This window comes from Catellatospora chokoriensis (genome assembly GCF_011297315.1).
GTDB classification, from domain to species: domain Bacteria; phylum Actinomycetota; class Actinomycetes; order Mycobacteriales; family Micromonosporaceae; genus Catellatospora; species Catellatospora citrea.
Genome location: NZ_JAAOTI010000013.1, coordinates 246,409 through 273,235 on the forward strand (window position 1 = coordinate 246,409; position 26,827 = coordinate 273,235).

A 26,827-nucleotide genomic window follows, 5' to 3' on the forward strand; every position below is an offset into this window, starting at 1 on the left:
GGGCGTCTCCGCGATCGCGGAGACGCCCCTGATTCATGTGACGCGGAAGCTCACGCCGCCGGGCTGGCCGCCCGCACGTCGGCGGCGATGTCCTCGGCGATCTTCTGCGCGATGTCCTCACCGGAGGCCTCGACCATCACCCGGACCAACTGCTCGGTGCCCGACGGGCGCAGCAGCACCCGGCCGGTGCCGCTGAGCTGCGCCTCGGCCGCGGCGACCGCGGCGAGGATCTCCGGGGCGCGGGCCACGGCCTTGTCGGCCACCCGTACGTTGATCAGCACCTGCGGCAGCCGGTTCACCACGGCGGCCAGCTCGGCCAGGGACTTGCCGGTCTGCGCCACCCGGGCCAGCAGCCGCAGGCCGGTGAGCACACCGTCGCCCGTGGTCGCGTGCTCGGTGAAGACGACGTGGCCGCTCTGCTCGCCACCCAGGCTGAAGCCGCCGGCCCGCAGCTCCTCCAGCACGTACCGGTCGCCGACCTTCGTCTCGACCAGGGTGATGCCGGCCTCGCGCATGGCGATGCGCAGCCCGAGGTTGCTCATGACCGTCGCGACCAGGGTGTCGTTGACCAGCGTGCCGGCGTCGCGCATGGCCAGCGCGAGGATCGCCATGATCTGGTCGCCGTCCACCTCGGTCCCGGACGCGTCGACCGCCAGGCACCGGTCGGCGTCACCGTCGACCGCGATGCCCAGGTGCGCGCCGTGCTCGACCACGGCCGCCATCAGCGGCCCCAGGTGCGTGGCGCCGCACTCGTCGTTGATGTTGAGCCCGTCCGGCTCGGCGTTGATGGCGATCACCTCGGCCCCGGCCCCGCGGAAGGCGTCGGGCGCCACGTCGCTGGCCGCGCCGTGCGCGCAGTCGACCACTACCTTGAGCCCGGCGAGCGGGTGGCCGGTGGCCTCCACCAGGTGCGTCGTGTAGTGCTCGGCGCCGTCGAGCAGGTCGTGCACCCGGCCGACCGCCGCGCCGGTGGGGCGCGTCCAGGTCGCGCCGAGCGCGGCCTCGATGGCGTCCTCCTGCTCGTCGGTCAGCTTGTGCCCACCGGCGGCGAAGAACTTGATGCCGTTGTCCGGCATCGGGTTGTGGCTGGCGGAGATCATCACGCCGAAGTCGGCCCGCACCTCGGCGGTGAGGTACGCCACGCCGGGCGTCGGCAGCACGCCGACCCGCACCACGTTCGCACCGGCGCTGGCCAGGCCCGCGACCACGGCCGCCTCGAGCATCTCCCCGCTGGCGCGGGGGTCGCGGCCGACCACCACCAGCGGCGGCTGCTCACGGTCGGGGTCGGGCAGGGTGTGCGCCGCGGCGACAGCCAGCGAGAGGGCGAGTTCGGGGCTGAGGTCCGCGTTGGCCAGACCGCGTACGCCGTCGGTGCCGAAAAGGCGTGCCATTCGGTGGCCCTTTCTGTGGGGTGCGAAAGGAGGGGTTCAAGCCGACCCGGACCCCGGATGAGGGACCAAAGTCGAAAGGCCGGGCACGCCACCCCGCCGTGAAGCAGGAGCGTGCCCGGCCGATCAGTAGACAGCGATCAACGCTTGGAGTACTGCGGGGCCTTACGGGCCTTCTTCAGACCGTACTTCTTGCTCTCGGTGACGCGGGCGTCACGAGTGAGGAAGCCGGCCTTCTTCAGCGCCGGGCGGTCGTCGATGTCGAGCTCGCACAGCGCCCGCGCGATGGCCAGACGCAGCGCGCCGGCCTGGCCGCTGATACCGCCACCGGTCAGGTTGGCGATGATGTCGAGGCCCTCGGTCTTCTCCGCGGTCACCAGCGGCTCCCGCACCGACTGCTGCGCGACCTTGCTGGGGAAGTACTTCTCCAGGTCACGGCCGTTGCAGGTGATCTTGCCGGAGCCGGGGATCAGGCGCACCCGGACGATGGCCTGCTTGCGGCGGCCAACGGTCTGGATCGGCCGGTCGCCCTTGAACTTCGGGGTGGCCGGCTTGACAGCGACGGCGGTGGCGACCGAGGCCTCGGCCTCGGCCTCGACCACGGCCTGGGTCGGCACGGAAGTGTCGGTCATGGTGATTCCTTCGTCCGCGCTCACTGCGCGATCTGCTTGATCTCGAACGGCACCGGCTGCTGAGCCGCGTGCGGGTGCTCCGCGCCAGCGTAGACCTTCAGCTTGGACATGATCTGACGGCCCAGCCGGTTGTGGGGGATCATTCCCTTGACGGCCAGCTCGATCGCCTTCTCGGGGCGCTTGGTGAGCAGCTCCTCGTAGCCGACCTGCTTCAGACCACCCGGGTAACCGGAGTGCCGGTAAGCGATCTTGGTCGCGCGCTTGTTGCCGGTCAGGGCAACCTTGCCGGCGTTGATGATGACCACAAAGTCGCCGGTGTCGACGTGCGGCGCGAAAGTCGGCTTGTGCTTACCGCGCAGAAGATTGGCGGTGTGGGTGGCGAGCCGGCCCAGCACGACGTCAGAAGCGTCGATAACGTGCCACTGACGCTCGATCTCACCCGGCTTCGGGCTGTACGTACGCACAGGTCTACCTTGTCTCGTCGTAGGTCTGTGTGACCGCGGGCGAACCTGCCCACGATCAACGGATTCTGCGATGCCGGCCGGTCGCAAACGGACCGGCGCGCGAACGACAAGCCTACCTGAGCATCAGGACTACCGGCTCGACGCCACCTCTCGCACAACAGCCGCTAACGATACCCGGTGCCTCCCGGCGAGGTCAAAACGGCCTGCATACCCTGTGATATGCCGTTCGATGTCCGTTTCCGCGCCCGCTGCTCACAGCGATCGAGGTCGCGCGGTGCGGCAGGGTTCACACCACGGGTACGGGCATCGGAACATCATGGCAATCACACGTTCGTAATTTGCTGGTCATGACCGCCATCGCGCCTGCGCCGCCGGCATCGAAGCCCGCCGCGATCAGCAACTGGGACCCCGAGGACCCGCAGTTCTGGGCCTCCACCGGCCGCCGTGTCGCCCGGCGGAACCTGGTCTTCTCCATCTTCGCCGAGCACCTGGGCTTCTCGGTGTGGACGCTCTGGAGCGTCGTGGTGGTGGCGATGCCCGCCACCACCTTCCCGTTCACCGTCGACCAGAAGTTCTGGCTGGTCGCGCTGCCGAACCTGATCGGGGCGCTGATGCGCATCCCGTACACCTTCGCGGTGACCCGGTTCGGCGGGCGCACCTGGACCATGATCAGCGCGCTGCTGCTGCTGATCCCGATCGCGGGCATGGTGTTCGCGGTCACCGCCAAGCCGCCGTACTGGGCGGTGCTGCTCGTCGCCGCCACCGCCGGCCTGGGCGGCGGCAACTTCGCCTCCTCCATGACGAACATCTCCTTCTTCTACCCGGAGAAGGAGAAGGGCGTCGCGCTCGGCCTGAACGCGGCCGGCGGCAACCTCGGCATCAGCGTGATGCAGCTGGTGGTGCCGATCGCACTGTCGTTCGGGCTGGTGTACGGCGGGCTCATGTGGCTGCCGCTGGTGCTGGCCGCCGCGCTCTGCGCCCGCCTGTTCATGAACAACCTCGAGGTGGCGAAGTCGCCGCTGAAGGCGCAGTTCGCCACGGTCAAGCGGGCGCACACGTGGATCATGTCCTTCCTCTACATCGGCACCTTCGGCTCGTTCCTGGGTTACTCCGCCGCCTTCCCGCTCGTGCTCAAGCTGCAGTTCCCGCAGGCACCCACCGCTCACCTGGGCGCGGCGACGATCACCCTGGCGTTCACCGGCCCGATGGTCGGCTCGCTGGCCCGCCCGTTCGGCGGCTGGCTGTCGGACAAGATCGGCGGCGCCCGGGTCACCGCGGCCTGCTTCGTGGTGATGGGCCTCGGCTCGTACGGCGTCATCACGGCGGTCCAGGCCAAGAGCATGGCCGGCTTCCTCGGCGCGTTCCTGCTGCTGTTCACGGCGGCCGGCGCGGGCAACGGGTCGACCTACCGCATGATCCCGGCGATCTTCGCGGCCACCTCGGCCGACCTCGCCACCGCGAAGCGGGAGTCCGCGGCCACGCTGGGCATCGCCGGCGCGGTCGGCGCGCTGGGCGGCTTCTACCTGCCCCGGGCCATCAGCGACTCGATCAACGCGACCGGCGGCATCGGCACCGCCTTCGGCTGGTTCGCCGTGATGTACGGCACCTGCCTGGCCGTCACCTGGTGGTGCTACCTGCGCCGGCGCGTCCTGGTGACCCAGTCCCCCAGCCTCGCCCACGCGGGCGTCTGACCCTTCCACCCCTGCCCCCGACCCCGGCCGCCTCCGGGGTCGGGGCATTCTCATCCACTACCGGATGGATTTTCCGTCTGTCAGAATTTCAGAATGAGCGATGTCCAGCACGAACAGGCCGCCGAATCCGACCGCGCCGGGACGAGCCGAGCCGAGCGGCGTGCCGCCCGCACGCGCGGCCTCACCGCCACCCTGCGGGCCAAAGGCGGCGTCACCATCCCGCAGGCGGTACGCGATCAGCTGGACCTGGCGGAGGGCGACCAGGTGATCGTCTCCGTGCGTGACGGCAGCATCGTGCTCACACCCGCCGCTCTGGTCCCGCGTGATCAGGAGTGGTTCCACTCACCGCAGTGGCAGGCCCGCGAGGCCGAGGCCGACGCCGACCTCGCGGCGGGGCGGTACACCCGGTTCGGCAGCGACGAGGAGTTCCTGGCCTCGCTGGACGACGCCTGATGCCGACGCACGACCAGCTGGACAGCTTCTTCCACGACTACAAGCGCCTGACCGAGGCCGAGAAGGCGCTCTTCCGGCAGGCGGTCGGCCACTTCGTGCACGACCTGAGGACCGGGGAGTTCCGCAAAGGGCTGCGGGTGAAGAAGATGGTCGGCCACGACGACATCTGGGAGCTGACCTGGGCGCCGGACGGGCGCGCCACCTTCCAGTACGGCGCGGAGCTGCCGGACCGGCCCGGTCCGCACATCATCTGGCGCCGCATCGGCTCGCACGACATCTTCGGCCGACCGTGACCTGTTCCTCGATCATCCGAGGTGCCGGGCAGGTGGGCGTATCTTGACCGTGGATATGCCCACCTGCCTTGCAAATCCGCTGTTCAAGGTGGGTGCGGTGTCGGGTACGCCACAGCGTGGTCCCTTGCGAAATAGTTGAAGGTTCACCAAAGTTGGTGACAGGTGGCTGACAGAGCCAGACCGACTTCGGAGGAAACACAATGTCGCTCGTTCTCGACAACCACGCGCAGGAACTGCTGTTCCGCAGCGCGCGCACCGCCAACACCTTCACCGACGAGCCGGTGACCGACGAGCAGGTGCGGGCGATCTACGACCTGGTCAAGTACGCGCCGACCTCGCTCAACATGCAGCCGCTGCGGGTGGTGCTGGTGCGCTCCGAGCAGGCCCGCGAGCGCCTGGTCGACCAGATGGCCGACGGCAACAAGGCGAAGACCGGCAAGGCTCCGCTGGTGGCGATCCTCGCCGCCGACACCAACTTCCACGACAAGCTGCCCGACCTGTTCCCGCACGCCCCCGGCATCCGTGACTGGTTCACCGGTGACGACGCGGCCCGCGCCAACACGGCGCAGTTCAACGCCGCGCTGCAGGTGGGCTACTTCATCCTGGGCGTGCGCGCGGCCGGGCTGGCCGCCGGCCCGATGACCGGCTTCGACGCGGCCGGCATCGAGAAGGAGTTCTTCGCCGACGGCGAGCACAAGGTGCTGGCCGTGGTGAACATCGGCAAGCCGGGCGAGGGCGCCTGGTTCGACCGCAACCCCCGGCTCGACTACGACGATGTCGTAAAGACGGCCTGATAGAGACGATGAGGGGTGGGGACCTCTGTCCCCACCCCTCTAGGGTGTGATTCATGGCGACCACCGCAACCCAGACGACGGCCGTCCCCTGGCTGACCGAGCCGGAGCAGGCGGCATGGCGCAGTTTCATCACCACCGCGAAGCTGGTGATGGCAGAGCTAGAACGCGGGATGACGCAGCACGACCTCTCGGGCACCGACTACGGCGTGCTGGTGAGCCTCTCCGAGGCGCCCGACCGGCGCCTGCGCATGTCGGAGCTGGCCCAGGCGATGCTGCTGGAGAAGAGCCGGCTGTCACACCAGATCACCCGGATGGAGCGGGCGGGGCTGGTGCGCCGGCAGAGCTGCCCGTCCGACCGGCGGGGACAGTTCGCCGTGCTCACCGACGAGGGGTGGGAGACGATCCAGCGGGTCGCGCCGCATCACGTGGAGCTCGTCCGGGCGATCTTCATCGACCGGCTGACCCCGGCGCAGCTGGCGCAGTTGACGGAGATCTTCACCCCGCTGCACACCTCGATGCGGGAGCAGTGCCCCAAGGACGAGGGCGAATGTTAGAGGTCCTGGATGATGCGCAAGGCCCGGCCGACCCTGCGCATCGTGTCGGTGTCGACGACGTCCACCATGTCGGTGAACCACTTCTTCATGGGTGACGACACCCGGTCGGGCATGATGATCAGCTCGCCCATCGGCACCGCCAGCGGCGAGTCGCGGAGCTCGTCCTCCTCGACGACCTCCGCGACGATGACGATCGGCACATCGGTGCTGTTGTACACATCCGAGCTGATGACCAGGCCGAGCCTTTCCCGGGCTCCGTCGATACGCCAGATCTCGCCTCTACGCAGCACGCCGCCCCCGTCCTGACAGTTCCAGGCGTACCAATTCGACTTCGCGCTCATCGTCCAGCGCGTTCTTCTCCAGCCGGTCGGTGCCCGCCCGGCGCACCACGTCGGCATGCGCGGTGAATAACTCCCGCAGGGCCTTCTCCCGCGCGGCCTGGTCCATCCAAGCCGACAGCGACAGCCCGTCGCGCTCGGCGTACCGGCGCGCTTCCTCAATCGTCTCGTCCGTGAAGGACAGCGTTACTTTGGCAGTCATGCCGATTAGATTACGCCCGGTGTGACCACGAGTCATCCTGTTCTTCATGCCAGTTGCGTGAGTGAAAATGGCCCATTCTGAGCAGTTTTACGCACTGTGACGTCATCGTAACCGTAAGCGCCCGGATGCGATAATCAACCATTCGGACGATCATCGCCATCACTGGACGGCCGAGCCCGTAAAACGCCTTCTCCGGCGGGCCCTTCGGGGTGGCCACCGTCACCAACAGCGCATTCGCGGGCGACGTGCGCCGCTCTTAGCAGGTTGGAAACACGGGGGACGCCGCAGCGAAACTCCTGGACCGCAGGATTTCGCACATGACGCCTTCGGCCCCACCCGCCACTCGAGTCACGGCATTGCCGTTGCTCGAATCCGCGCGTGAGGTCGCCACCCACTGCCCGTACTGCGCGCTGCAGTGCGGGATGACGCTGCGCGAGACCCCGCAGGGCCGGGTCGAGGTCGCCGCCCGCGACTTCCCCACCAACCGCGGCGGGCTCTGCCAGAAGGGCTGGACCTCGGCCGAGCTGCTGGACCACCCGGAGCGGCTGACCACCCCGCTGGTCGAGGGACAGCCGGCGACCTGGGACGAGGCGTACGACTTCATCGTCGACGGCGTCCGCCGGGTGCAGGACGCGCACGGGCGCGACGCGGTCGCCGTGTTCGGCGGCGGCGGGCTCACCAACGAGAAGGCGTACACGCTGGGCAAGTTCGCCCGGGTCGCGCTGCGCACCGCCAACATCGACTACAACGGCCGGTTCTGCATGAGCTCGGCGGCGGCCGCCGGCAACCGGTCCTTCGGCATCGACCGCGGGCTGCCGTTCCCGATGGCCGACATCGCCGAGGCCGACACCCTGCTGCTGATCGGCGCCAACGTCGCCGAGACCATGCCGCCCTTCGCCCGCTACCTCACCGAGCAGCGCCAGCGCGGCGGCACCCAGATCGTGGTGGATCCGCGGGCCACACCGACCGCGCGCGCGGCCACCCTGCACCTGCAGCCCACCCCCGGCACCGACCTGGCGCTGGCGCTGGGCCTGCTGCACATCGTGGTCGCCGAGGGCCTGACCGACCCGGCCTACCTCGCCGAGCGCACCACCGGCTGGGACGCGGTCCGCAAGACCGTCGCCGGCTACTGGCCCGCCCGGGTGGAACTGCTCACCGGAGTGCCCGTCGCCGACCTGGAAGCCACCGCGCGGGCGCTGGCCGCCGCCGACCGGGCGATCATCCTGACCGCGCGCGGCGCCGAGCAGCACGCCAAGGGCGTCGACACGGTCACCGCTTTCATCAACCTGGCGCTGGCCCTCGGCCTGCCGGGGCGGCCCGGGTCCGGCTACGGCTGCCTCACCGGGCAGGGCAACGGCCAGGGCGGCCGCGAGCACGGGCAGAAGGCCGACCAACTGCCCGGCTACCGGAAGATCGACGACCCGGCCGCGCGGGCGCACGTCGCCGGCGTGTGGGGCGTCGACCCCGACAGCATTCCCGGTCCCGGCCTGTCCGCGTACGAGCTGCTCGACGCGCTCGGCCAGCCCGGCGGGCCGAAGGCGATGCTGGTCTTCGGCTCCAACCCGGTGGTCTCCGCGCCCCGCGCGGCCCGGATCACCGAGCGGCTGAAGTCGCTGGACCTGCTGGTCGTCTGCGATTTCTTCCTCAGCGAGACGGCCGCGATCGCCGATGTGGTGCTCCCCGTGGCACAGTGGGCTGAGGAAGACGGGACCATGACCAATCTGGAGGGCCGGGTGCTGCGGCGCCGGGCTCTTCGCAAGCCACCGCCAGGGATAGGGACGGATCTGGCGGTGATGGCCGAGCTGGCCTCCCGGCTCGGCCGAACCGGGGACGGTCGCTCCGTCACCGGTGGCGAGCGGTCCGGCGGGTTCTCCGCCGAGCCGTACGCCGTCTTCGAGGAGCTGCGGCGGGCCACCGCCGGCGGGGTGGCCGATTACGCAGGCGTCACGTGGGAGCGGGTGGACGCCGAGAACGGCGTTTTCTGGCCCTGCCCCGCGGCGGACCGGGCAGGCACGCCGCGGCTCTTCGAAGAAGGCTTCCCGACCCCGGACGGTCGCGCCCGCATGATCGCGGTGGAGCACCGGCCGGTGGCCGAGGAGATCGACGCCGAGTACCCGCTCTACCTCACCACGGGGCGGGTCCTGGCGCAGTACCAGTCCGGCGCGCAGACCCGCCGCATCGCGGCGCTGCCCGGCGGGCCGTTCGTCGAGCTGCACCCGGATCTGGCCGAGCGGCTCGGCATCGACGACGGCGACCCGGTCCGGGTGCTCAGCCGCCGCGGCGAGATGACCGCGCCCGCCCGCGTCGTCACCACGATCCGACCCGACACCCTCTTCGCGCCCTTCCACTACTCCGGCACGGGCCGGGCCAACTCGCTCACCGGCGACGCGTTGGACCCGATCTCGCGGATGCCGGAGTTCAAGGTCTGTGCCGTACGAATCGAGCCGGTGACACCATGAACGCTGGCAACACCGCGCGGCATGGCTCGGCCCTGCCGCCTGCCGACCGACCCCGCACCTCCCCCCACCACGTGATCGTCATCGGGTACGGCATGGCCGGCGCCCGGCTGGCGACGGAGCTGTCAGCCTCCTCCGGCGTCGAGGTCACCGTGCTCGGCGCCGAGCCGCACCGGGCCTACAACCGCATCCTGCTGTCCAGCGTGCTGGCCGGCAAGCACGGCGAAACCGACATCACGCTGACCGAGGCCGCCGGACACGGGGTGAAGACCCGGACCGGGGTCACCGTCACCGGCATCGACCGGGCCGCCCGCAGCGTCACCCTCGACGACGGCGAGGAACTGACCTACGACCACCTGGTGCTGGCCACCGGGTCGCAGGCGATCGTGCCGCCGATCCCGGGGCTGGCGCAGCCGCACCCGCGCGTGGCCACCTTCCGCACGCTGGAGGACTGCCGCCGCATCCTCGACGCCGCCCAGGGCGCGCGCACCGCGCTCGTGCTCGGCGGCGGGCTGCTCGGCCTGGAGGCCGCCCGCGGGCTGGCCGGACGCGGGCTGGCCGTCGAGGTCGTGCACGGCGTCGGCCACCTGATGGAGCGGCAGCTCGACCAGGGTGCCAGCGCCGTCCTGGTGCGCACCCTCGCCGAGCTGGGCGTGGCCGTGCACCTGGCCTCGTCGGCGACCGGGGTGAGCGCCGACGACGACGGGGTGACGCTGCGGCTGGACGACCGCAACCTGCGCGCCGACCTGCTGGTGCTGGCCTGCGGGGTGCGCGCCGAGACCGGTCTGGCCCGCGCGGCGGGGCTGCGGGTGGAGCGCGGGATCGTCATCGACGAGCGGCTGGCCACCTCCGACCGGCGGGTGTCGGCCATCGGCGACTGCGCCCAGTTCGGCGAGGTCGTCGGCGGGCTGGTCGCCCCGGCCTGGGAGCAGGCCAGGGTGCTGGCCGCCCGGCTCACCGGGGCCGACCCCGACGCCGTGTACGTGCCGAGTTCGCCGGTCACCCGGCTCAAGGCCTCCGGCATCGACCTGGCCGCGATGGGCAGCCTGCAACCCGACTCCAGCTGCGAGGACGTCAGCTTCGCCGACCCGGCCCGGGGCACGTACGCCCGCCTGGTCATCCGCGACGACCGGCTGACCGGCGCGGTGATGCTGGGCGACAACCCCAGCGTCGGCCAGGTCATCCAGCTCTTCGACCGCAGGGGCCTGGTGCCGCGCGACCGGCGCGCCCTGCTGCTCGGGCGGTCCCTGGGCGGCGTGGAGGCGCCGGTCGCCACGACCACGCCCGCGCTCATGCCCGACAACGCCACCGTGTGCCAGTGCAACACGGTCACCAAGGGCGCGCTGGTGCGCTGCTGGCGCTCCGGCGCCCGCTCGCTCGACGACGTCGTCGCCCGTACGCGCGCCACCACCGGCTGCGGCAGCTGCAAGGACGCGGTTGACGGCATCGTCGGGTGGCTGTCGACCTCGGACAGTGTGGGGGTGTCCTGAACATGAGCGAACGCAGTGAGCTCATCATGCGGCCCGAAAGGCATGACGGAGCCGAGCGCAGCGAGGTGACGGCATGACGAAGAAGCTTGTGGTCGCCGGGTACGGCATGGTGGCGCAGCGGTTCCTGGAGGCGTTCGCCGAGCGGGCCGCCGAGGGCTGGTCGGTGACCGTGCTCGCCGAGGAGGACCGCCCGGCGTACGACCGGGTGCGGCTGTCGGCCTGGTTCGACGACTACGACGCCGGGGCGCTGCACCTGGGCGGCGCGCCCGACGGGGTCGCGGTGCGGCTGAACGAGGCCGTCACCGGGATCGACCGCGACCGCAAGGTCGTGCACAGCGCCTCCGGCGAGACGCCGTACGACGCGCTGGTGCTGGCCACCGGCTCGCGGGCGTTCGTCCCGCCGATCGCGGGGAGCGACCTGCCCGGTGTCTTCGTCTACCGCACCCTCGACGACCTCGCGGCGCTCAAGGACTGGGCGACCGCGGGCGGACGGCGAGTCGGCGCGGTGCTCGGCGGCGGTCTGCTCGGCCTGGAGGCCGCCAACGCGCTGAAGCTGCTCGGCATCACCACGCACGTGGTCGAGTTCGCGCCGCGGCTGATGCCGCTGCAGGTGGACGAGGGCGGCGGCGCGGTGCTCAAGCGGCACATCGAGGCGCTGGGCGTCACCGTGCACACCGGGCGCGGCTGCGCGGGCCTGGAAGGCGACGCCGACGGCGTACGCCGGATGCTGTTCAACGACGGCGGCTCGCTCGACGTGGACGTGGTCGTGGTCGCCGCGGGCATCCGGCCCCGCGACGAGCTGGCCGAGCCGTCCGGCCTGGTCCGCGGCCCGCGCGGTGGCTTCACGGTCGACGCCGCGTGCGCGACCGCCGACCCGGCGGTGTGGGCGATCGGCGAGTGCGCCGCGCTGTCGCTCGACGAGACCGGCGGGGTCTGCTACGGCCTGGTCGCGCCCGGCTACGCGATGGCCGAGGTGGTCGCCGACCGGCTGACCGGCGGCGAGGCGACGATGGCCCGCCCCGACACCTCCACCAAACTCAAGCTGCTCGGCGTGGACGTGGCCAGCTTCGGCGCCCCGTTCGCCGAGGGGCTCGACGTGGTCGTCACCGACCAGGTCACCGGCGTGTATGCCAAGCTGCTGCTCACCGACGACGCGAAGACCCTGCTCGGCGGCATCCTGGTCGGCGACGCCAGCGCGTACCCGACGCTGCGGGCCTCGCTCGGCGGGCCGCTGCCCGCGCCGCCGCTGGCGCTGCTCGCCCCGGCCGGGGACGGCTCGGTGAAGGCCGAACTGCCCGGCACCGCGCAGGTGTGCTCCTGCCACGCGGTGACCAAGGACCACATCACCGACGCGATCGCCGACGGCTGCACCGACGTGCCCGGACTGAAGGCGTGCACCAAGGCGGGCACCGGCTGCGGCTCGTGCATCCCGCTGCTCAAGCAGCTGCTGGCCGCGGGCGGGGTGGCGCAGTCCAAGGCGCTGTGCGAGCACTTCACCTACTCGCGCCAGGAGCTGTTCGACATCATCCGGGTGCGCGGCATCCGCTCGTTCAGCGAGCTGGTCGCCGCGCACGGGACGGGCCGGGGCTGCGACATCTGCAAACCCGCGATCGCGTCGATCCTGGCCGTGACCAACAGCGGCTACATCCTCGACGGCGAGGAAGCCGCGCTGCAGGACACCAACGACCACTTCCTGGCCAACATCCAGCGCGACGGCACGTACTCGGTGGTGCCGCGCATCCCCGGCGGCGAGATCACCCCGGAGAAACTGATCGTGATCGGCGAGGTGGCCCGCGACTTCGGGCTCTACACGAAGATCACGGGCGGCCAGCGCATCGACCTGTTCGGCGCGCGGGTGGAGCAGCTGCCGCAGATCTGGCACCGCCTCGTCGACGCGGGCTTCGAGTCGGGCCACGCGTACGGCAAGGCGCTGCGCACGGTGAAGAGCTGCGTCGGCGAGACCTGGTGCCGGTACGGCGTGCAGGACTCGGTCGGCCTGGCCATCGAGCTGGAGCTGCGCTACCGGGGCCTGCGCGCCCCGCACAAGCTCAAATCCGCGGTCAGCGGCTGCGCCCGCGAGTGCGCCGAGGCCCGCAGCAAGGACTTCGGCATCATCGCCACCGAGAAGGGCTGGAACCTGTACGTCGCCGGCAACGGCGGATTCCGGCCCCGGCACGCGGACCTGTTCCTCACCGACGTCACCACCGAGGAGCTGATCCGCACCATCGACCGCTTCCTCATGTACTACATCCGCACCGCCGACCGGCTGCAGCGCACCGCCGCCTGGCTGGAGGCGATGGAGGGCGGTCTGGACCACCTGCGCGCCGTCATCGTCGACGACGCGCTGGGACTGTGCGCGGAACTCGACGCGCAGATGGCCCGCCACGTCGGGTCGTACGCCGACGAGTGGCAGGCCACGCTGCAGGACCCGCAGCGCCTCGCGCGCTTCGTCTCGTTCGTCAACGCACCGGGCACGCCCGACCCCGACATCAGCTTCGAGGTCGAGCGCGGGCAGAAGGTTCCTGCCCGCGGCCCGGTGCCGGTAACCCTGGGAGGTGCCCGATGACCACGGCGACCATGACCGTCACCTGGACGGCGATCTGCTCGTACGCCCGGCTGGAGGCCGAGCGCGGCGTCGCCGCACTCGTCGACGGTGTCCAGATCGCGATCTTCCGTGCCTACTCCGGCGAGCTGTTCGCCATCGGCAACCGCGACCCGATCGCGGGCGCGCAGGTGATGTCGCGCGGCATCGTCGGCACCCGCGGCGACGCCCCGACCGTCGCGTCCCCGCTGCACAAGCAGGTGTACGACCTGCGTACCGGTGAGTGCCTGGACGTGCGCGGGGTGGCCGTGCCGACGTACCCCATCCGCCGCAACGGGGACCTGGTCGAAGTGGCTGTGGAAAGGCCATGACCACACCCGGCGAGACCCGATCATGAGCGAACTCGCGGGATTCACCGTCGGGGTCACCGCCGACCGGCGGCGCGACGAGCTCGCCGCGCTGCTGGAGCGGCGCGGCGCGCGGGTCGTCATCGCCCCCGCGCTGCGCATCGTGCCGTTGCACGACGACTCCCAGCTGCGCGAGGCCACGCGGCGCTGCCTGGACACGCCGCCCGACGTCGTGGTCGCCAACACCGGCATCGGCATGCGCGGCTGGCTGGAGGCCGCCGAGGGCTGGGGGCTGGCCGACCCGCTGCGTACGGTGCTGGCCGAGGCGTACATCGTGGCCCGCGGCCCGAAGGCCCGCGGTGCGGTGCGCGCCGCGGGCCTGCACGACCAGTGGTCGCCGGACTCGGAGAGCTGCGACGAGTGCCTGGCCCACCTGCTCAAGCGCGGCGTGGGCGGGCAGACGGTGGCCGTGCAGCTGCACGGCGACCAGCAGCCGGAGTTCTGCGCGTCGCTGCGCGCCGCCGGCGCCGACGTCATCGAGGTGCCGGTCTACCGCTGGGCGCCGCCGCTGGACTCGGCCCCGCTGCACCGGCTGGTCGACCTCGTGTCGAACCGCCTGGTCGACGCCATCACCTTCACCTCGGCCCCGGCCGTCGGCGCGCTGCTGGCGGCCGCCGGGCCGGGTGGGGACGCGGTCCTGGAGGCGCTGCGGGCCGACGTGATCGCCGCCTGCGTCGGGCCGGTGACGGCCGCGCCGCTGATCCGGCAGGGTATCCCGGTCATCGCCCCGGCGCGGGCCCGGCTGGGCGCGCTGGTCCGCGCGATCGCCGACGAGCTGCCCCGGCGGGCGGTCACGCTGCAGGTCGCCGAGCACCAGCTGACCCTGCGCGGCCACGCGGCGATGGTGGACGGCGAGTTGCGCCCGCTGGCCCCGGCCCCGATGGCGGTGCTGCGGGCACTGGCCTCGATGCCGGGCAAGGTGCGCTCGCGGGCCTCCCTGCTGCCCGCGCTGCCGCGCGGTGCCGACGAGCACGCCGTCGAGATGGCCGTGGCCCGGCTGCGCGCCGGTCTCGGCGATCCCGCGTTCGTCCAGACGGTGGTCAAAAGGGGCTACCGGCTGCCGGTGGACTGAAACCGCCAACGGACGTATGGTCCCCGCGTGATGCGTTTCTGGGGCAGGCTGCTGGCGGCGGCATTCGGCATGGCGGCGCTGGTGGCGGCCGCCCAGGTCGGCGTCGTTTATGGACTCGACGTGCTACGCCTGGACCGCGAGTTCACCGCGGGCGCCGACAACGACTGGAACCTGCAGCTGACCTGGGTGGTGTGGTTCACCATCGTCGCCGTGGCGGGTGGAGCCACCTTCGCGGCCGGGTTGGCCCTGCGCGACCGCCGCCGTATCGGCGCGGCGGTGCGTATCGTGACCGCCCTGGCCGCGGCGCTGGGCGCGGCGGCGGCCGCGTTCCCGCTGACGCTGCAGCCGGTGCAGTACGCCAAACTCAGCGCGACCTTCGACCCGGAGCTGACCGCCGCCATCGCGGTGGCCGCGGGAGTCGTCGCGGGCCTGTTCGTCGCCCTGCTGGCGGTGGGCCGCAGCCCGCTGGCCGCCAACCTGTGGACCTGCACCGGCCTGGTGTGGCTGCTGGCGATCGCGTCCTACCTGGACACCACTGGCTTCGGCCGCAACCGCGACGCGCTGGGTGCGTACTACGACCCGATGCGGCTGGCCGTGCTCGACATCAGCAGCCTGCAGCCGATCCCCCGGGCGTCGTTCTCGATGCCCGTGATCGCCCTGGTGGCGGCGCTGGCCTGTGCCCTGATCGCCCGGCACGCGGGCCGGTCCCGGCTGCTGATCGCGCTGTGCGGGGCGGTCGGCCCGCTGCCGGTCGCGATGGCGTACGTCATCGGCGGCCCCGGCATCTCCCGCGCCCTCAGCGACCAGGCCGACGCCTACCTGGGCGCGATGATCGCCGTGGTGGTCGGCCTGATCGCCTCCTCCGTCGTCGCCCTGGCCCCCCGCCGCCCCGGGGTGCTCTGACCCGGGACGGCGGACGGACCGGTCAGGCGAGGGGGAGGTAGACCTGGCCGCCCGAGGCGACGAACTCGGCGGACTTGTCGGCCATGCCCTTGGCGGCGTACTCCTTCAGCTCCTGGCTGATGCGCATGGAGCAGAACTTCGGGCCGCACATGGAGCAGAAGTGCGCGGTCTTCGCGGCCGGCGCGGGCAGCGTCGCGTCGTGATAGGAGCGCGCGGTCTCCGGGTCCAGCGACAGGTTGAACTGGTCCTCCCAGCGGAACTCGAACCGCGCCTTGGACAGCGCGTCGTCCCAGGCCTGCGCGCCGGGGTGCCCCTTGGCCAGGTCCGCGGCGTGCGCCGCGATCTTGTACGCGATCACGCCCGCCTTGACGTCGTCGCGGTCCGGCAGCCCCAGGTGCTCCTTGGGCGTGACGTAGCAGAGCATCGCGGTGCCGTACATGCCGATCATCGCGGCGCCGATGGCGCTGGTGATGTGGTCGTAGGCCGGGGCGATGTCGGTGGTCAGCGGGCCGAGCGTGTAGAACGGCGCCTCGTGGCACACCTCCTGCTGCAGGTCCACGTTCTCCTTGATCTTGTGCATGGGCACGTGTCCCGGACCCTCGACCATGACCTGCACGTCGTGCCGCCACGCGATCTCGGTCAGCTCGCCGAGCGTACGCAGCTCGCCGAACTGGGCCTCGTCGTTGGCGTCGGCGATCGAGCCGGGACGCAGCCCGTCACCCAGTGAGAAGGTGATGTCGTACTTCGCGAAGATCTCGCAGAGCTCCTCGAAGTTGGTGTAGAGGAAGTTCTCCTGGTGCTTGGCCAGGCACCAGGCCGCCATGATGGAGCCGCCGCGCGAGACGATGCCGGTGACCCGGTCCGCCGCCAGCGGCACGTAGCGCAGCAGCACGCCCGCGTGCACGGTCATGTAGTCCACGCCCTGCTCGGCCTGCTCGATGATGGTCTCGCGGTAGATCTCCCAGGTCAGCTTGAGCGGATCGCCCTTGACCTTCTCCAGCGCCTGGTAGATCGGCACGGTGCCGATCGGCACGGCCGAGTTGCGCACGATGGCCTCGCGGGTCTCGTGGATGCGCGGGCCGGTGGACAGGTCCATCACCGTGTCGGCGCCCCAGCGGGTGGCCCAGGTCAGCTTCTCCACCTCCTCCGCGACGTCGGAGGTGACCGCGGAGGTGCCGATGTTGGCGTTGACCTTCACCAGGAACGCCTTACCGATGATCATCGGCTCGATCTCGGGGTGGTTGACGTTCGCGGGCAGCACCGCCCGGCCGGCCGCGATCTCGTCCCGCACCAGCTCGGGCGTGACGCCCTCGCGCACGGCCACGTACTCCATCTCCGGCGTGACGATCCCGGCCCGGGCACAGCCGAGCTGGGTCACCGGCGCGCCGTGGAGCCTGCGGTCGGCCACCCAGTTCGTGCGCGGCAGGTGGTCGAAGACCCCCGGGCCGGACGTGTCGTAGAGCCGGACCGGGGTGCTGCCGTCGGTCAGGTCGACCTCGGCGAACGGCACCTGGATGTCGGGACGGGACCCCGATACGTAGACCTTGCGCCTCATGTTGCTGCCTCCTTGAGCTACAGGCGGGGAAAATGGTTCAGCGGACCGGCTCCGCTGCCGAGCCGCCACTCCGCCGCCGCCAGCAGCGCCGAGCGGACATAGCGGTTCGCGTAGGCGATCGAGTCGTCGACCGGGTAGCCGTGCGCCAGCCGGGCCGCGATCGCGGCCGAGAAGGTGCAGCCCGTGCCGTGGTCGTTAGGGGTCTCCACGCGCGGCGAGCGCAGGAAACGCGCCCCGTTGGCGGTCCACACCGCGTCCACGACCTCCGGGCCGCCCAGGTCGCCACCGGTCACCACGACGCAGGCCGGGCCGTGCGAGGCCAGCTGCGCCGCCGCGCCGGCCATGTCCGCGGGGGTGCTGACCTGCCAGCCGAGCAGCGCCGACGCCTCGTCGATGTTCGGCGTGACGACGGTCGCGTACGGCAGCAGCCGCTCGATCGCGCTGACCACGCCCAGCCGCCGCCCCGTCGACGCGGTCAGCACCGGGTCGAGCACCATCTTCGGCAGCTCGCCGTTGCGGGCGCGGGCCCGGATGGTCGCCGCGATCTCCCCGCTGGCGACCATGCCGACCTTCACGGCGGCCACCGGCATGTCGTCGAGGATCGCGCCGAGCTGCGCGGCGACCACGGTGGGCGGCATCGGGTGCACATCCGTGATGACTTTGGTGTTCTGCGAGGTCACCGCGGTGATGACGCTCGCGCCGTAGCAGTCCAGTGCGGCGAAGGTCTTCAGGTCGGCCTGGATGCCCGCGCCGCCGCTGCTGTCCGAGCCGGCGATGGTGAGGGCCAGATAGGGGGTGGTCATGCCATCTCCTCACTGCGTTCGCTCATGCCAGCACTCTCCCGCCGTCGCGCGATGATCCGTCGCACACGCCGTCCCATGCGGCACGCAGCCGTGTGTACGCCTGCGCGGGATCGGCGGCCCGCATCACCGCACCCATCACGGCGACCCCGGCGACCCCGACGTCACGGCAGGCCGCGGCCCGCTCGGGTGTCTCGACCCCGCCCAGCGCCAGCACCGGACGGCCCGCGCGGGCGGCCAGGCGGCGCAGCCCGGCCGGTTCGAGCGGCGGGCCGTAACCGGGCTTGCTGCGGCTCGGAAAGACGGGCGACAGCGTCACGTAGTCCTCGGTGGACAGGCGGTCGAGTTCCGCCTCGTCGTGGCACGAGCGGCCCACCAGCCGGGGCCGTCCCAGCGGGGCGACCGCGCCCGCGCGCAGGTGCAGCGCCTCCCCGTCGAGGGTGTCCTGACCGGCGACGATGAGCAGCCCGCCGATGGGCCGGAGCAGTTCGCGCAGGGCCGCCGCGAGCCGCAGCCGCTGGGTGCGCGGCAGGTCCTTCTCCCGCAGCAGCACGATCCGCGCGCCCCCGGCCACGGCCCCGGCGACCACGTCGACCAGCGGCCGTGCCGCCTGGCGGCGGTCGGTCACCACGACCACGCCGCGCACCGCGCCGGAACGCGGCCCGGTCACCATGTCGGCAGCCCCTCCGCGGCCGTGGAGGCGAGCGCGTGGCGGCGCACCGGGATACGTCCGGCCTGCGACGCGAGGCGTCCCGCGAGCACCGCATGGCGCATCGCGGTGGCCATCGCCACCGGGTCGGCGGCCCGGGTCACCGCGCTGGCCAGCAGGACCGCGTCGCAGCCCAGTTCCATTGCGCGGGCCGCGTCGCTGGCGGTGCCGATCCCGGCGTCGAGGATGACCGGGCAGCGGACGGCCTCCCGGATCAGCTCGATGTGGTGCGGATTCGAGATGCCCAGCCCCGACCCGATCGGCGCGCCCGCGGGCATCACCGCGGCGCAGCCCAGGTCGGCCAGCCGCCGGGCCAGCACAGGATCATCGGTGGTGTACGGCAGCACGGTGAACCCGTCGTCGACCAGCCGTTCGGCCGCCCGCAGCAGCTCGACGGCGTCGGGCAGCAGCGTGCGCTCGTCCCCGATCACCTCCAGCTTGATCCAGTCGGTGTCGAAGGCGTCGCGCGCCAGGTGCGCCGTGCGCACCGCGTCGGCGGCCGTGTAGCAGCCCGCCGTGTTGGGCAGCAGCCGCACCCCGCAGCGCTCCAGCACGTCGAGCAGCCCGGCCGGCAGGCCGGGGTCGATCCGCCGCAGTGCCAGGGTGACCAGCTCCGTGCCGCCCGCCAGCAGCGCCTGCTCCAGCGAGTGCAGGCTGCTCGCGCCGCCGGTGCCGAGGATGAGCCGGGAGCCGAACTCGACGCCGCCCAGTACGAACCGGTCGTCCATGCCGGTCAGCCGCCCTGCGCCGCGGTGAGGACCTCGACCCGGTCCCCGTCGAGCAGCCGGTGCGCGGGCCAGTCGGCGCGCCGCACCACCTCGCCGTTGACCGCGACGGCGACGCCGCGCGGCGGGACGTCGAGCACGGCCATCAGGTCGGCGACGGTCTCGCCGCGCTTGGTGGGGCGGGGCGTGTCGTTCACGACCACGGTGATCATTCGATACCTCCGGCGGTCAGGCGCTGCGGGGTGAAGGGTTCCCACAGCGGGGGCAGCGTCGCGCCGTCGACCAGGTCGGCGACGGCTGACGCGGTGTACGGGGCGGCCAGCACACCGTGCCGGTAGTGCCCCGTGGCGACCAGCACACCCGGTGCCAGCTGGCCCACGATCGGTCCGTTGTCGGCGGTGCCGGGCCGCTGTCCCACCGACACCTCGACCAGCGCGTGCTCGGCCAGCTCCGGCACCAGGTCGGTGGCGGCGCGGAGCAGGTCGCGTACGCCGCCCGCGGTGGCGTGGCCGTCGGCCCGTTCCTCGACCGTCGCCCCCACCAGCACTTCCCCGTCGCGGCGGGGCACCACGTAGACGGCGTGGCCGTCGGCGTACCCCCGGATGACGTGGCGGGGCGCGACCTGGCCGCGCAGCCGCAGCACCGCACCCTGCACCGGCCGCACCGGCAGCCCGCCCAGCGCGGCGCTGGCGCATCCCGCGGCGAGCACCACGACGTCGGCGTCCAGCTCGGACAGGCTGTGCACGACTTCCCGGCGCACCGGGACCAGCTCGCACAGCGCGGCCACCACCCGGCGCGGGTCGACCTGGTGGTCCGACTCGACCAGCACGCCGCGCGCCCGCGGGTGCAGCAGCGGCTCCCGCTCGCGCAGCCCGTCGCCGTCGAGGGCGACCACCTCCGCACCCAGTTCCCGCTGGTACGTCCACAGCCGGCGTAGCTGCGCGAGGTCGTCGGCCGTCAGCCCGACCTGCAACGTGCCCTCGGTCCGGTGCCCCAGGTCGTGCCCGGTCGCCGCGGCCAGCTCCGCCGCGTACTCCGGCCAGCGCCGGGCGCACTCCAGCAGCAGCGCGGTCAGCTCCCGCTCGCCGAAGTAGGACTCCCCGACGGGGGCCAGCATGCCCGCCGCGACGTGGGACGCGCCGCGGCCGGGAGCGGGATCGTGCACGGTGACGGCGTGCCCGCGGCGGGCGCATGCCCAGGCGATGCTGAGCCCGATGATGCCGCCGCCGACGACGGATACGGAAAGGGGTGCCACCGCGGCCTCCTCCCTGCGCCGGCATTACCCGGATCAGGTTCTACGGTCGGGAGCGAGGATCAGCTCCCCTCTCAGCCCGGTTCACCGGGCTCCCGTGGGGTTCTTGGTTCAATGTGGTTCACGCGTTACAGGTGTGTTGCCGTCCGTGACGACTGCCGGGAGCGTAACCCCGTCCGCAGCCGGAGGCAACCCGTGCCCGGCCCGCCGCGACCCTCGCCACACCGGGCCCGCGGCGCGGCGGCGCGGCCGGCACGTGTCCCGAGCACGCCGCACACGCGACAGGCGTCGCGTCAGGACGCGACGGCGGCGAGCAGTTCCGCGACGGCGCGGGACGGGTCGGCCGCGTCGGACACCGCGCCGATGACGGCGACCCCGTGGGCTCCGGCTGCCCGCAGCTCGGGCACGCGGGCGGCGGTGATGCCGCCGATGGCGATGATCGGGGTGCCCGCGCACTGCCGGGCCACCGCACGCAGGCCCTCAGGTCCGATCGACACCGGCAGACCGTCCTTCGTGGACGTCGCGTAGCAGGGCCCGACCCCCAGGTAGTCGGCCCCGTCGCCGATCGCGCGCAGGGCGGTCGCGGGCAGCCGGGAGGTCGCGCCGAGCACCGCCGCCGGGCCGAGCAGCCGCCGGGCCGCCGACACCGGCAGATCGTCGGCGCCCACGTGGCCACCGGCGGCCCCGGTCGCGAGCGCAACGTGCAGCCGGTCGTTGACCAGCACCGGGACCCCGGCTGGGCGGCACAGCGCGACGATCTGGTTGGCCAGCTCGTACGCGAGCCGGTCGGTCCAGTCGTCCGCCGGCCGGAACTGGATGACCAGGTCCGGCGTGGCCACCCGCAACGCGGCCCGCACCAGGGCGACCGGATCCCTGCCGGGCCTGCCGTCGGTGATCAGATGGAGTCTCCCCAGCGCCATGCCCATACCCTATCGATTCTCGTCGGTGAATGGGACGGACCCTCCCGTGACAGCCGCCGTCTACATCGGCTCATCCAGATCGCTGATTCTGTGAAATGTCTTTACAGTTACCTTGACTCGGTATGAGAACCCGCCTCGCCCTCGTCGCCCTCCTCCTGGGCAGCACCGCGGTCGTCGCTCCCACCGCAGTTCAGGCCGCCCCCGCACCCGTCACCGCGGGCGCCGCCGCCGCGGCTGCCGGCTACGTCAAGGTCGGCTACTTCGTCCAGTGGGGCATCTACCGCCGCAACTTCCTGGTGAAGAACCTGCACACCGCCGGGATGGCCGCGAAACTGACGCACATCAACTACGCGTTCGCCAATGTCGGCCCCGACGGCCGCTGCTTCGAGGCGAACGAGGCGGGCGTCGGCGACGCCTGGGCCGACTACCAGAAGCGGTTCAAGTCGGGCGAGTCGGTCGACGGCGTCGGCGACGTGGTGAGCCAGCCGCTGGCCGGCAACTTCCACCAGCTGCGCAAGCTCAAGGCGATGTACCCGCACCTGAAGATCCAGCTGTCGATCGGCGGCTGGACCTGGTCCAAGTACCTCTCCGACGCGGCCCTCACCCCGGCCTCGCGCCAGGCGATGGTCGCCAGCTGCATCGACATGTTCATCAAGGGCAACCTGCCCTTCATCGGCACCTCGCCGCACGGCGGCGTGGGCAGCGCGGCCGGCGTGTTCGACGGGTTCGACCTGGACTGGGAGTGGCCCGCGTCCGAGGGCGACACCGGCAACGTGGTCCGGCCCGAGGACAAGCACAACTACACGCTGCTGGCCGCCGAGTTCCGCAGCCAGCTCGACGCGTACGGCGCCCAGGTCGGGCGGACCTACTCGCTCAGCGCGTTCCTGCCCGCGGACCCCGCGAAGATCAACGCCGGGATCGAGACCGCGCAGCTGTTCTCCTACCTCGACTTCGCCACCGTCCAGGGGTACGACCTGGTCGGTGCGTGGGATCCGGTCACCGGGCACCAGGCGAACCTCTACTCCACGGCGTCGTCGCCGTTCAGCGTGGATCTCGCCGTGGACACCTACCGCGCCCAGGGCGCACCGGCGGGCAAAATCGTCATCGGCATCCCGTACTACGGCCGGGGCTGGGCCGGCGCGGGCAGCGCCAACAGCGGCCTCTACCAGCCGGCGACCGGCCCGGCCCGGGGCACCTACGAGGACGGCGTCGAGGACTACAAGAAGGTCATCGCCAAGCAGGGCACGGTCTTCCACGACCCGGTCGCGGGCGCGTCCTGGAAGTACGGCGGCGGCGCCTTCTGGTCCTACGACACCCCGCAGGTCATTGCCCAGAAGGCGGCATACGTCAAGGCCAACGGCCTCGGCGGGACCATGGCCTGGTCCCTCGACGGCGACACCCCGACCGGCGAACTCACCACCGCGATCCACAACGGCCTGAGCTGACCAGCGGCAGGGCGCACCCCGCGCCGCGACACCGGTGCGCCGTGCTCGGCGTGCCGGCCGCAGCCGCCATGCTCCGCCCGCCGGGGACATACCCCCTGTTTGACTTTGCTCTGCACCCATTCGCTTGCTCTGCACCCACCGACGCAACGGGCCGCGCGGCTGTTGCGCCGGTGGGTGCAGAGCAAGGCTTTGGGTGCAGAGCAAAGTCACTCGGCAGGTATGTCCCGCTGCGGATACCCGGCCGGGGCGGGGGGTGCGCAGAAGCGATCTAACGGGGCGTGGTGCCGTTCGGGGTGAACGGCGCACCGTGGCCGGGGACGACGCGGTCGGCCACGGCCAGGACCCGCTCGCGGCTGGCGCGCAGCTGGGCACGGTCCGGCGCGACCGGGTCGTCGGCGGGTCCGTCCGCGCGCCACCACAGGTCGCCGGCGAGCGCCACGACGCCCTCGGGCGTGCCGACGAGCAGGGTGATGTCCTCGTGGCTGTGGCCCGGCGTGCTGATCAGCCGTACGGAGTCGGAGAACGCGTAGCCCTCGGCGTCCCGGTCGGTCCACTCGTGACCCCGGTAGATCGCCTTGTGGTCGTGCATGCGCGCCGCCGTGAACAGCCCGGCGTTGAGGACGTTGTCCGGGTGGTGGTGGCTGAGCACGACGTCGGTGACGTCGGCCGGCGCCAGCCCGAGCGCGGCGAGCGCATCGGGGATGACCGCGGCGTGCGCGACCATGCCCGGGTCGAACACGATGCGCAGGTCGCCGTCGACGACCAGGGAGACGGTCGCGGCCACGCCGGGGCCGGTCGACGTGGTGTATCCGGTGGCCAGGATGTGGAGGGCGGCGGCACGGCCGTGGGGTGCGTCGGTCATGTGATCATCATGGTGGGCCATACCGATCTTGACGAGTGGCACGGATGCCACCGATCGCCGGAAACGTGCCAACGCCGCGCGGGGGCTTGGGTCAGCGGACGTCCCAGACGGGTTCGGGCGTCTCGACGACCTCCCCGTCGGCCTGGAACAGCAGGAAGCGGTCGAAGCCCCGGGTGAACCAGCGGTCGTGGGTGACCGCGACGACGGTGCCCTCGAACCCGGCCAAGCCCTGCTCCAACGCCTCGGCACTGGCCAGGTCGAGGTTGTCGGTGGGCTCGTCGAGCAGCAGCAGGGTGACGCCGCTCAGTTCCAGCAGCAGCACCAGGAAGCGGGCCTGCTGGCCGCCGGAGAGCGTGCCGAAGCGCTGCTCAGCCTGCTTGGCCAGCTCGTAGCGGTCGAGCACCTTGTACGCGGCCTCGCGGGCCAGCGACGGCCGGTGCGTGTCGCCGCGCCACAGGATGTCGATCAGCTCCTTGCCGGCCAGGTCCGGCCGGTCGTGGGTCTGCGAGAAGTGGCCCGGCACGACCCGCGCGCCCAGGCGGGCGACGCCGCTGTGCCTGACCTTCGTGTGCACCGCACCGTCGGCCGAGCGTCCGGAGTCCTCGCCGCCCCCGTGCGCCTGCTGGGCCAGCAGGCGCAGGAAGTGGGACTTGCCGGTGCCGTTCGCGCCGAGCACCGCCAGGCGGTCGCCGTACCAGAGTTCCAGGTCGAACGGGAAGGTCAGGTTCTCCAGCTCCAGCTGCTCGCAGATGACGGCGCGCTTGCCGGTGCGGGAGCCCTTGAGCCGCATCTGGATCTGCTGGTCCTTGGGCGGCAGCGGCGGCGGGCCGGCCTCCTCGAACTTGCGCAACCGGGTCTGCGCGGCCTGATACCGCGAGGCCAGGCCGTCGTTGTAGGCCGCCTTCTGCTTGTACATCAGCATCAGCGCGCGCAGCTTCTCGTGCTCCTCGTCCCAGCGGCGGCGGCGCTCCTCCATGCTGTCGTGCCGGGCGACCCGGGCCTCGTGCCACGCCGCGAACGAGCCGACGTGCGTCCAGGCGCTGCCGCCCTCGACCGCGACCACCCGGTCGGCGGTCTGGTTGAGCAGCTCCCGGTCGTGCGAGACGTACAGCACTGACTTCTTCGACTCGCGCAGCCGCTGCTCCAGCCAGCGTTTGGCGGGCACGTCGAGGAAGTTGTCCGGCTCGTCGAGCAGCAGCACCTCGTCGTCGCCACGCAGCAGCAGGTCGAGGGCGAAGCGCTTCTGCTGGCCGCCGGACAGGGTGCGCACCGGCCGGTCCCGGCACTCGTCCCAGGACAGCCCCATGATCGACGTGGCGACGGTGTCGAAGAGCACCTCGGCCTCATAGCCGCCGGCTTCGCCGTACGCCGACAGCGCCTCGGCGTACCGCAGCTGTGCCTGCTGGGCGCTGCTGGTCAGCTTGCCTCGCGAGTCCGCCACCCGCATGGCCTGCTCCGCCTTGACCAGGCGCGCGCCGGCGGCCTGCAGGCGCGGCTCGACGAGGCTGAGCGCCATCTCGGCCAGGGTCATCTCGGCACCGCCGGGCACACCGGTCGCGGCCGAGGAGCCCAGCATGCCGATGAACTGGCGCATCACCCCGAGGCCGCCCGAACGCGCGATGCCGCCGGTGGTCACCGGCAGGTCGCCGGAGACCATGCGCAGCAGCGTCGTCTTGCCGGCCCCGTTCGGGCCGACCAGCGCCACCTTGGCTCCCTCGCCGACGCGGAACGACACGTCGGAGAAGAGTTCGCGCCCGTCCGGCAGCGTGTACGCCACACCGGCCACATCCACGTATCCCACGCGGGAATACTGCCTGATCAAACAGCCTGAGGGCGAGTCACTTTCAGCACCCGGAAGCCCGACCCGCTGGCGTGCCGGTCGGCCTGCCAGCCCTGGGCGGCCAGCCACTGCTGCAGCGAGTCGGCCCCCTTGTGCTTGGCGACGACGAGCCAGGCCGTGCCGTCCGGGGCGAGCCGCGGCAGCCAGCGCAGCAGCAGCTGGTGCAGTTCCTCCTTGCCCACCCGGATCGGCGGGTTGGACCAGATCTGCGCGAACTCGACGCCGGCCGGCACCCCGTCGGGCTCGGCGACGTGCACCCGGTCGGCCACCTTCAGCCGCTGCGCGTTCTCCTCGGTGAGGTCGCGGGCGCGCGAGTTGACGTCGACCGCCCAGATCTCGGCCTGCGGAGCCCGGGTAGCCAGCACCATGGTGATCGGGCCGTACCCGCAGCCCAGGTCCAGAAATTTTCCGGCGGTGCCCGGTGCGGGCAGTTCGCCCTTCTTCAACAGCACCGTCGTGCCCGGGTCCAGGCGGGTGGCGGAGAACACACCACCAGCTGCTACCAGGTCGTACTCCTGTCCCTCGATGGTGAAAACGACCTCGCGCGGGCGCGCCGACGCGCCCGGATCCGCAGTGAAGTAATGCTCGCCCACCCGCACATTCTCCCCCGAACGGACGGACTCGACGCCCGCAGGGTTATTGGCGACTGTGTCGTCCATTACGCTGTGCGACATGGCTCACGGCTACGGCGCCGGTTCGGGGGACTGGCCGCCATCTTCCCGTCGTGACCCGCGCGACCGAGACACGCCCGGTCCCCGCTTACCCGGGGACACGGGCGCCGGTCGGCACGGGTCACTACGCGACAGTGCCCATAACTCTGAGTCACCAAGTCGGACGGGAGCTGCCGGAGGGGCCGGTCGACGCCGCGCACCCGAGCCGCCGCAGAACCCCGACCGCTTCGACGGGTTCGCGGAGCGCAAACCCCCGCGCGAGCACCCCGGCGCCGTCCCCGGCCGCCCCGGCGGCGCGGCGCCCGGCCGGTCCGGCGGGCGGGCCGTGCCGCCGCAGCAGCCGGCGCGGNGCGACGGCCCCGGTCCGGC

27 protein-coding genes and 1 riboswitch are annotated in these 26,827 nt (G+C 72.0%); of the genes, 12 read left to right on the forward strand and 15 right to left on the reverse strand.

The window, feature by feature from the left end; genetic code table 11:
- Nucleotides 1-50: 50 nt before the first annotated feature.
- The 3 genes from glmM to rplM all read right to left on the reverse strand — a co-directional run bounded on the left by glmM (nucleotide 51) and on the right by rplM (nucleotide 2,484).
- Nucleotides 51-1,391 carry a phosphoglucosamine mutase gene (gene glmM / locus HAV39_RS21155; RefSeq protein WP_191840897.1) on the reverse strand — a complete coding sequence of 447 codons (1,341 nt, stop codon included), beginning with the start codon at nucleotides 1,389-1,391 and terminating at the stop codon, nucleotides 51-53.
- Nucleotides 1,392-1,528: 137 nt separating this feature from the next.
- Nucleotides 1,529-2,020 (reverse strand): 30S ribosomal protein S9, encoded by a 492-nt coding sequence (gene rpsI / locus HAV39_RS21160; RefSeq protein ID WP_120317095.1) that lies wholly within the window; start codon nucleotides 2,018-2,020, stop codon nucleotides 1,529-1,531.
- Between the two features lie 20 nt (nucleotides 2,021-2,040).
- Nucleotides 2,041-2,484: a 50S ribosomal protein L13 gene (rplM, locus tag HAV39_RS21165; protein WP_120317096.1), complete on the reverse strand. Its 444-nt coding sequence runs from the start codon at nucleotides 2,482-2,484 to the stop codon at nucleotides 2,041-2,043.
- Between the two features lie 347 nt (nucleotides 2,485-2,831).
- Here rplM and HAV39_RS21170 point away from each other — a divergent pair, with 347 nt between their 5' ends.
- From HAV39_RS21170 to HAV39_RS21190, 5 genes are all read left to right on the forward strand, one after another.
- A complete protein-coding gene (locus HAV39_RS21170) occupies nucleotides 2,832-4,175 on the forward strand; it encodes an MFS transporter (RefSeq protein ID WP_191840898.1) in 1,344 nt (447 codons plus the stop codon).
- Between the two features lie 93 nt (nucleotides 4,176-4,268).
- The gene (locus HAV39_RS21175; RefSeq protein WP_191840899.1) at nucleotides 4,269-4,628 is read left to right on the forward strand and encodes an AbrB/MazE/SpoVT family DNA-binding domain-containing protein; all 360 of its coding nucleotides are present in this window, start codon (nucleotides 4,269-4,271) and stop codon (nucleotides 4,626-4,628) included.
- A complete protein-coding gene (locus HAV39_RS21180) occupies nucleotides 4,628-4,921 on the forward strand; it encodes a hypothetical protein (RefSeq protein ID WP_191840900.1) in 294 nt (97 codons plus the stop codon). The genes HAV39_RS21175 and HAV39_RS21180 overlap by 1 nt, the downstream gene beginning before the upstream one ends.
- Before the next feature lie 200 nt (nucleotides 4,922-5,121).
- Nucleotides 5,122-5,715: a malonic semialdehyde reductase gene (locus HAV39_RS21185; RefSeq protein WP_191840901.1), complete on the forward strand. Its 594-nt coding sequence runs from the start codon at nucleotides 5,122-5,124 to the stop codon at nucleotides 5,713-5,715.
- A 53-nt stretch (nucleotides 5,716-5,768) separates the two neighbouring features.
- On the forward strand, nucleotides 5,769-6,269 hold the full coding sequence (locus HAV39_RS21190) for a MarR family winged helix-turn-helix transcriptional regulator (protein WP_191840902.1): 501 nt from the start codon (nucleotides 5,769-5,771) through the stop codon (nucleotides 6,267-6,269).
- Here HAV39_RS21190 and HAV39_RS21195 read toward each other — a convergent pair.
- Nucleotides 6,266-6,559, reverse strand: coding sequence for a type II toxin-antitoxin system PemK/MazF family toxin (locus HAV39_RS21195; protein ID WP_120317099.1), 294 nt, complete (start codon nucleotides 6,557-6,559; stop codon nucleotides 6,266-6,268). The two genes, HAV39_RS21190 and HAV39_RS21195, sit on opposite strands and share 4 nt — an antisense overlap.
- On the reverse strand, nucleotides 6,549-6,809 hold the full coding sequence (locus tag HAV39_RS21200) for a DUF6364 family protein (protein WP_120317100.1): 261 nt from the start codon (nucleotides 6,807-6,809) through the stop codon (nucleotides 6,549-6,551). Before HAV39_RS21200 ends, HAV39_RS21195 begins: the two co-directional genes overlap by 11 nt.
- A gap of 317 nt (nucleotides 6,810-7,126) precedes the next feature.
- On the opposite strand from HAV39_RS21200, the gene HAV39_RS21205 reads away from it, so the two are divergent.
- The 6 genes from HAV39_RS21205 to HAV39_RS21230 all read left to right on the forward strand — a co-directional run bounded on the left by HAV39_RS21205 (nucleotide 7,127) and on the right by HAV39_RS21230 (nucleotide 15,679).
- Entirely contained in the window at nucleotides 7,127-9,268 is a 2,142-nt protein-coding gene (locus tag HAV39_RS21205) for a molybdopterin oxidoreductase family protein (protein WP_191840904.1), read from the forward strand.
- On the forward strand, nucleotides 9,265-10,755 hold the full coding sequence (locus HAV39_RS21210; protein WP_191840905.1) for an FAD-dependent oxidoreductase: 1,491 nt from the start codon (nucleotides 9,265-9,267) through the stop codon (nucleotides 10,753-10,755). The genes HAV39_RS21205 and HAV39_RS21210 overlap by 4 nt, the downstream gene beginning before the upstream one ends.
- 73 nt (nucleotides 10,756-10,828) lie before the next feature.
- Nucleotides 10,829-13,321 (forward strand): nitrite reductase large subunit NirB, encoded by a 2,493-nt coding sequence (gene nirB, locus HAV39_RS21215; RefSeq protein WP_191840906.1) that lies wholly within the window; start codon nucleotides 10,829-10,831, stop codon nucleotides 13,319-13,321.
- Entirely contained in the window at nucleotides 13,318-13,668 is a 351-nt protein-coding gene (nirD, locus tag HAV39_RS21220; protein WP_191840907.1) for a nitrite reductase small subunit NirD, read from the forward strand. The genes nirB and nirD overlap by 4 nt, the downstream gene beginning before the upstream one ends.
- Nucleotides 13,669-13,687: 19 nt before the next feature.
- Nucleotides 13,688-14,776: a uroporphyrinogen-III synthase gene (locus HAV39_RS21225; RefSeq protein WP_191840945.1), complete on the forward strand. Its 1,089-nt coding sequence runs from the start codon at nucleotides 13,688-13,690 to the stop codon at nucleotides 14,774-14,776.
- A gap of 27 nt (nucleotides 14,777-14,803) precedes the next feature.
- Nucleotides 14,804-15,679 (forward strand): hypothetical protein, encoded by an 876-nt coding sequence (locus HAV39_RS21230; protein WP_191840908.1) that lies wholly within the window; start codon nucleotides 14,804-14,806, stop codon nucleotides 15,677-15,679.
- Nucleotides 15,680-15,701: 22 nt separating this feature from the next.
- Here the strand turns inward: HAV39_RS21230 and thiC are convergent, their stop codons facing one another.
- The 7 genes from thiC to thiE all read right to left on the reverse strand — a co-directional run bounded on the left by thiC (nucleotide 15,702) and on the right by thiE (nucleotide 21,640).
- On the reverse strand, nucleotides 15,702-17,234 hold the full coding sequence (gene thiC, locus HAV39_RS21235) for a phosphomethylpyrimidine synthase ThiC (RefSeq protein ID WP_191840909.1): 1,533 nt from the start codon (nucleotides 17,232-17,234) through the stop codon (nucleotides 15,702-15,704).
- 17 nt (nucleotides 17,235-17,251) lie between these two features.
- The gene (thiD, locus tag HAV39_RS21240) at nucleotides 17,252-18,037 is read right to left on the reverse strand and encodes a bifunctional hydroxymethylpyrimidine kinase/phosphomethylpyrimidine kinase (RefSeq protein WP_191840910.1); all 786 of its coding nucleotides are present in this window, start codon (nucleotides 18,035-18,037) and stop codon (nucleotides 17,252-17,254) included.
- A 22-nt stretch (nucleotides 18,038-18,059) separates the two neighbouring features.
- Nucleotides 18,060-18,704, reverse strand: a complete 645-nt coding sequence (locus tag HAV39_RS21245; protein WP_373311775.1) for a thiamine phosphate synthase — start codon at nucleotides 18,702-18,704, stop codon at nucleotides 18,060-18,062.
- Nucleotides 18,701-19,471, reverse strand: a complete 771-nt coding sequence (locus tag HAV39_RS21250) for a thiazole synthase (protein ID WP_191840912.1) — start codon at nucleotides 19,469-19,471, stop codon at nucleotides 18,701-18,703. The genes HAV39_RS21245 and HAV39_RS21250 overlap by 4 nt, the downstream gene beginning before the upstream one ends.
- 5 nt (nucleotides 19,472-19,476) lie before the next feature.
- On the reverse strand, nucleotides 19,477-19,677 hold the full coding sequence (gene thiS, locus HAV39_RS21255; protein ID WP_373311774.1) for a sulfur carrier protein ThiS: 201 nt from the start codon (nucleotides 19,675-19,677) through the stop codon (nucleotides 19,477-19,479).
- Nucleotides 19,677-20,723, reverse strand: coding sequence for a glycine oxidase ThiO (gene thiO, locus HAV39_RS21260; protein WP_191840913.1), 1,047 nt, complete (start codon nucleotides 20,721-20,723; stop codon nucleotides 19,677-19,679). Before thiO ends, thiS begins: the two co-directional genes overlap by 1 nt.
- Nucleotides 20,717-20,829: riboswitch (TPP riboswitch) on the reverse strand. (Overlaps the previous gene by 7 nt.)
- Before the next feature lie 184 nt (nucleotides 20,830-21,013).
- Complete coding sequence (gene thiE / locus HAV39_RS21265; protein WP_239120613.1) at nucleotides 21,014-21,640, reverse strand: thiamine phosphate synthase; 627 nt, start codon at nucleotides 21,638-21,640, stop codon at nucleotides 21,014-21,016.
- A gap of 122 nt (nucleotides 21,641-21,762) precedes the next feature.
- On the opposite strand from thiE, the gene HAV39_RS21270 reads away from it, so the two are divergent.
- Nucleotides 21,763-23,085 (forward strand): glycoside hydrolase family 18 protein, encoded by a 1,323-nt coding sequence (locus tag HAV39_RS21270; protein ID WP_191840914.1) that lies wholly within the window; start codon nucleotides 21,763-21,765, stop codon nucleotides 23,083-23,085.
- A 268-nt stretch (nucleotides 23,086-23,353) separates the two neighbouring features.
- Here the strand turns inward: HAV39_RS21270 and HAV39_RS21275 are convergent, their stop codons facing one another.
- From HAV39_RS21275 to HAV39_RS21285, 3 genes are all read right to left on the reverse strand, one after another.
- Entirely contained in the window at nucleotides 23,354-23,947 is a 594-nt protein-coding gene (locus HAV39_RS21275; RefSeq protein WP_191840915.1) for an MBL fold metallo-hydrolase, read from the reverse strand.
- A 91-nt stretch (nucleotides 23,948-24,038) separates the two neighbouring features.
- Nucleotides 24,039-25,748, reverse strand: coding sequence for an ABC-F family ATP-binding cassette domain-containing protein (locus tag HAV39_RS21280; RefSeq protein ID WP_191840916.1), 1,710 nt, complete (start codon nucleotides 25,746-25,748; stop codon nucleotides 24,039-24,041).
- Nucleotides 25,749-25,765: 17 nt separating this feature from the next.
- A complete protein-coding gene (locus HAV39_RS21285) occupies nucleotides 25,766-26,380 on the reverse strand; it encodes a class I SAM-dependent methyltransferase (RefSeq protein WP_239120612.1) in 615 nt (204 codons plus the stop codon).
- Between the last annotated feature and the right edge of the window lie 447 nt (nucleotides 26,381-26,827).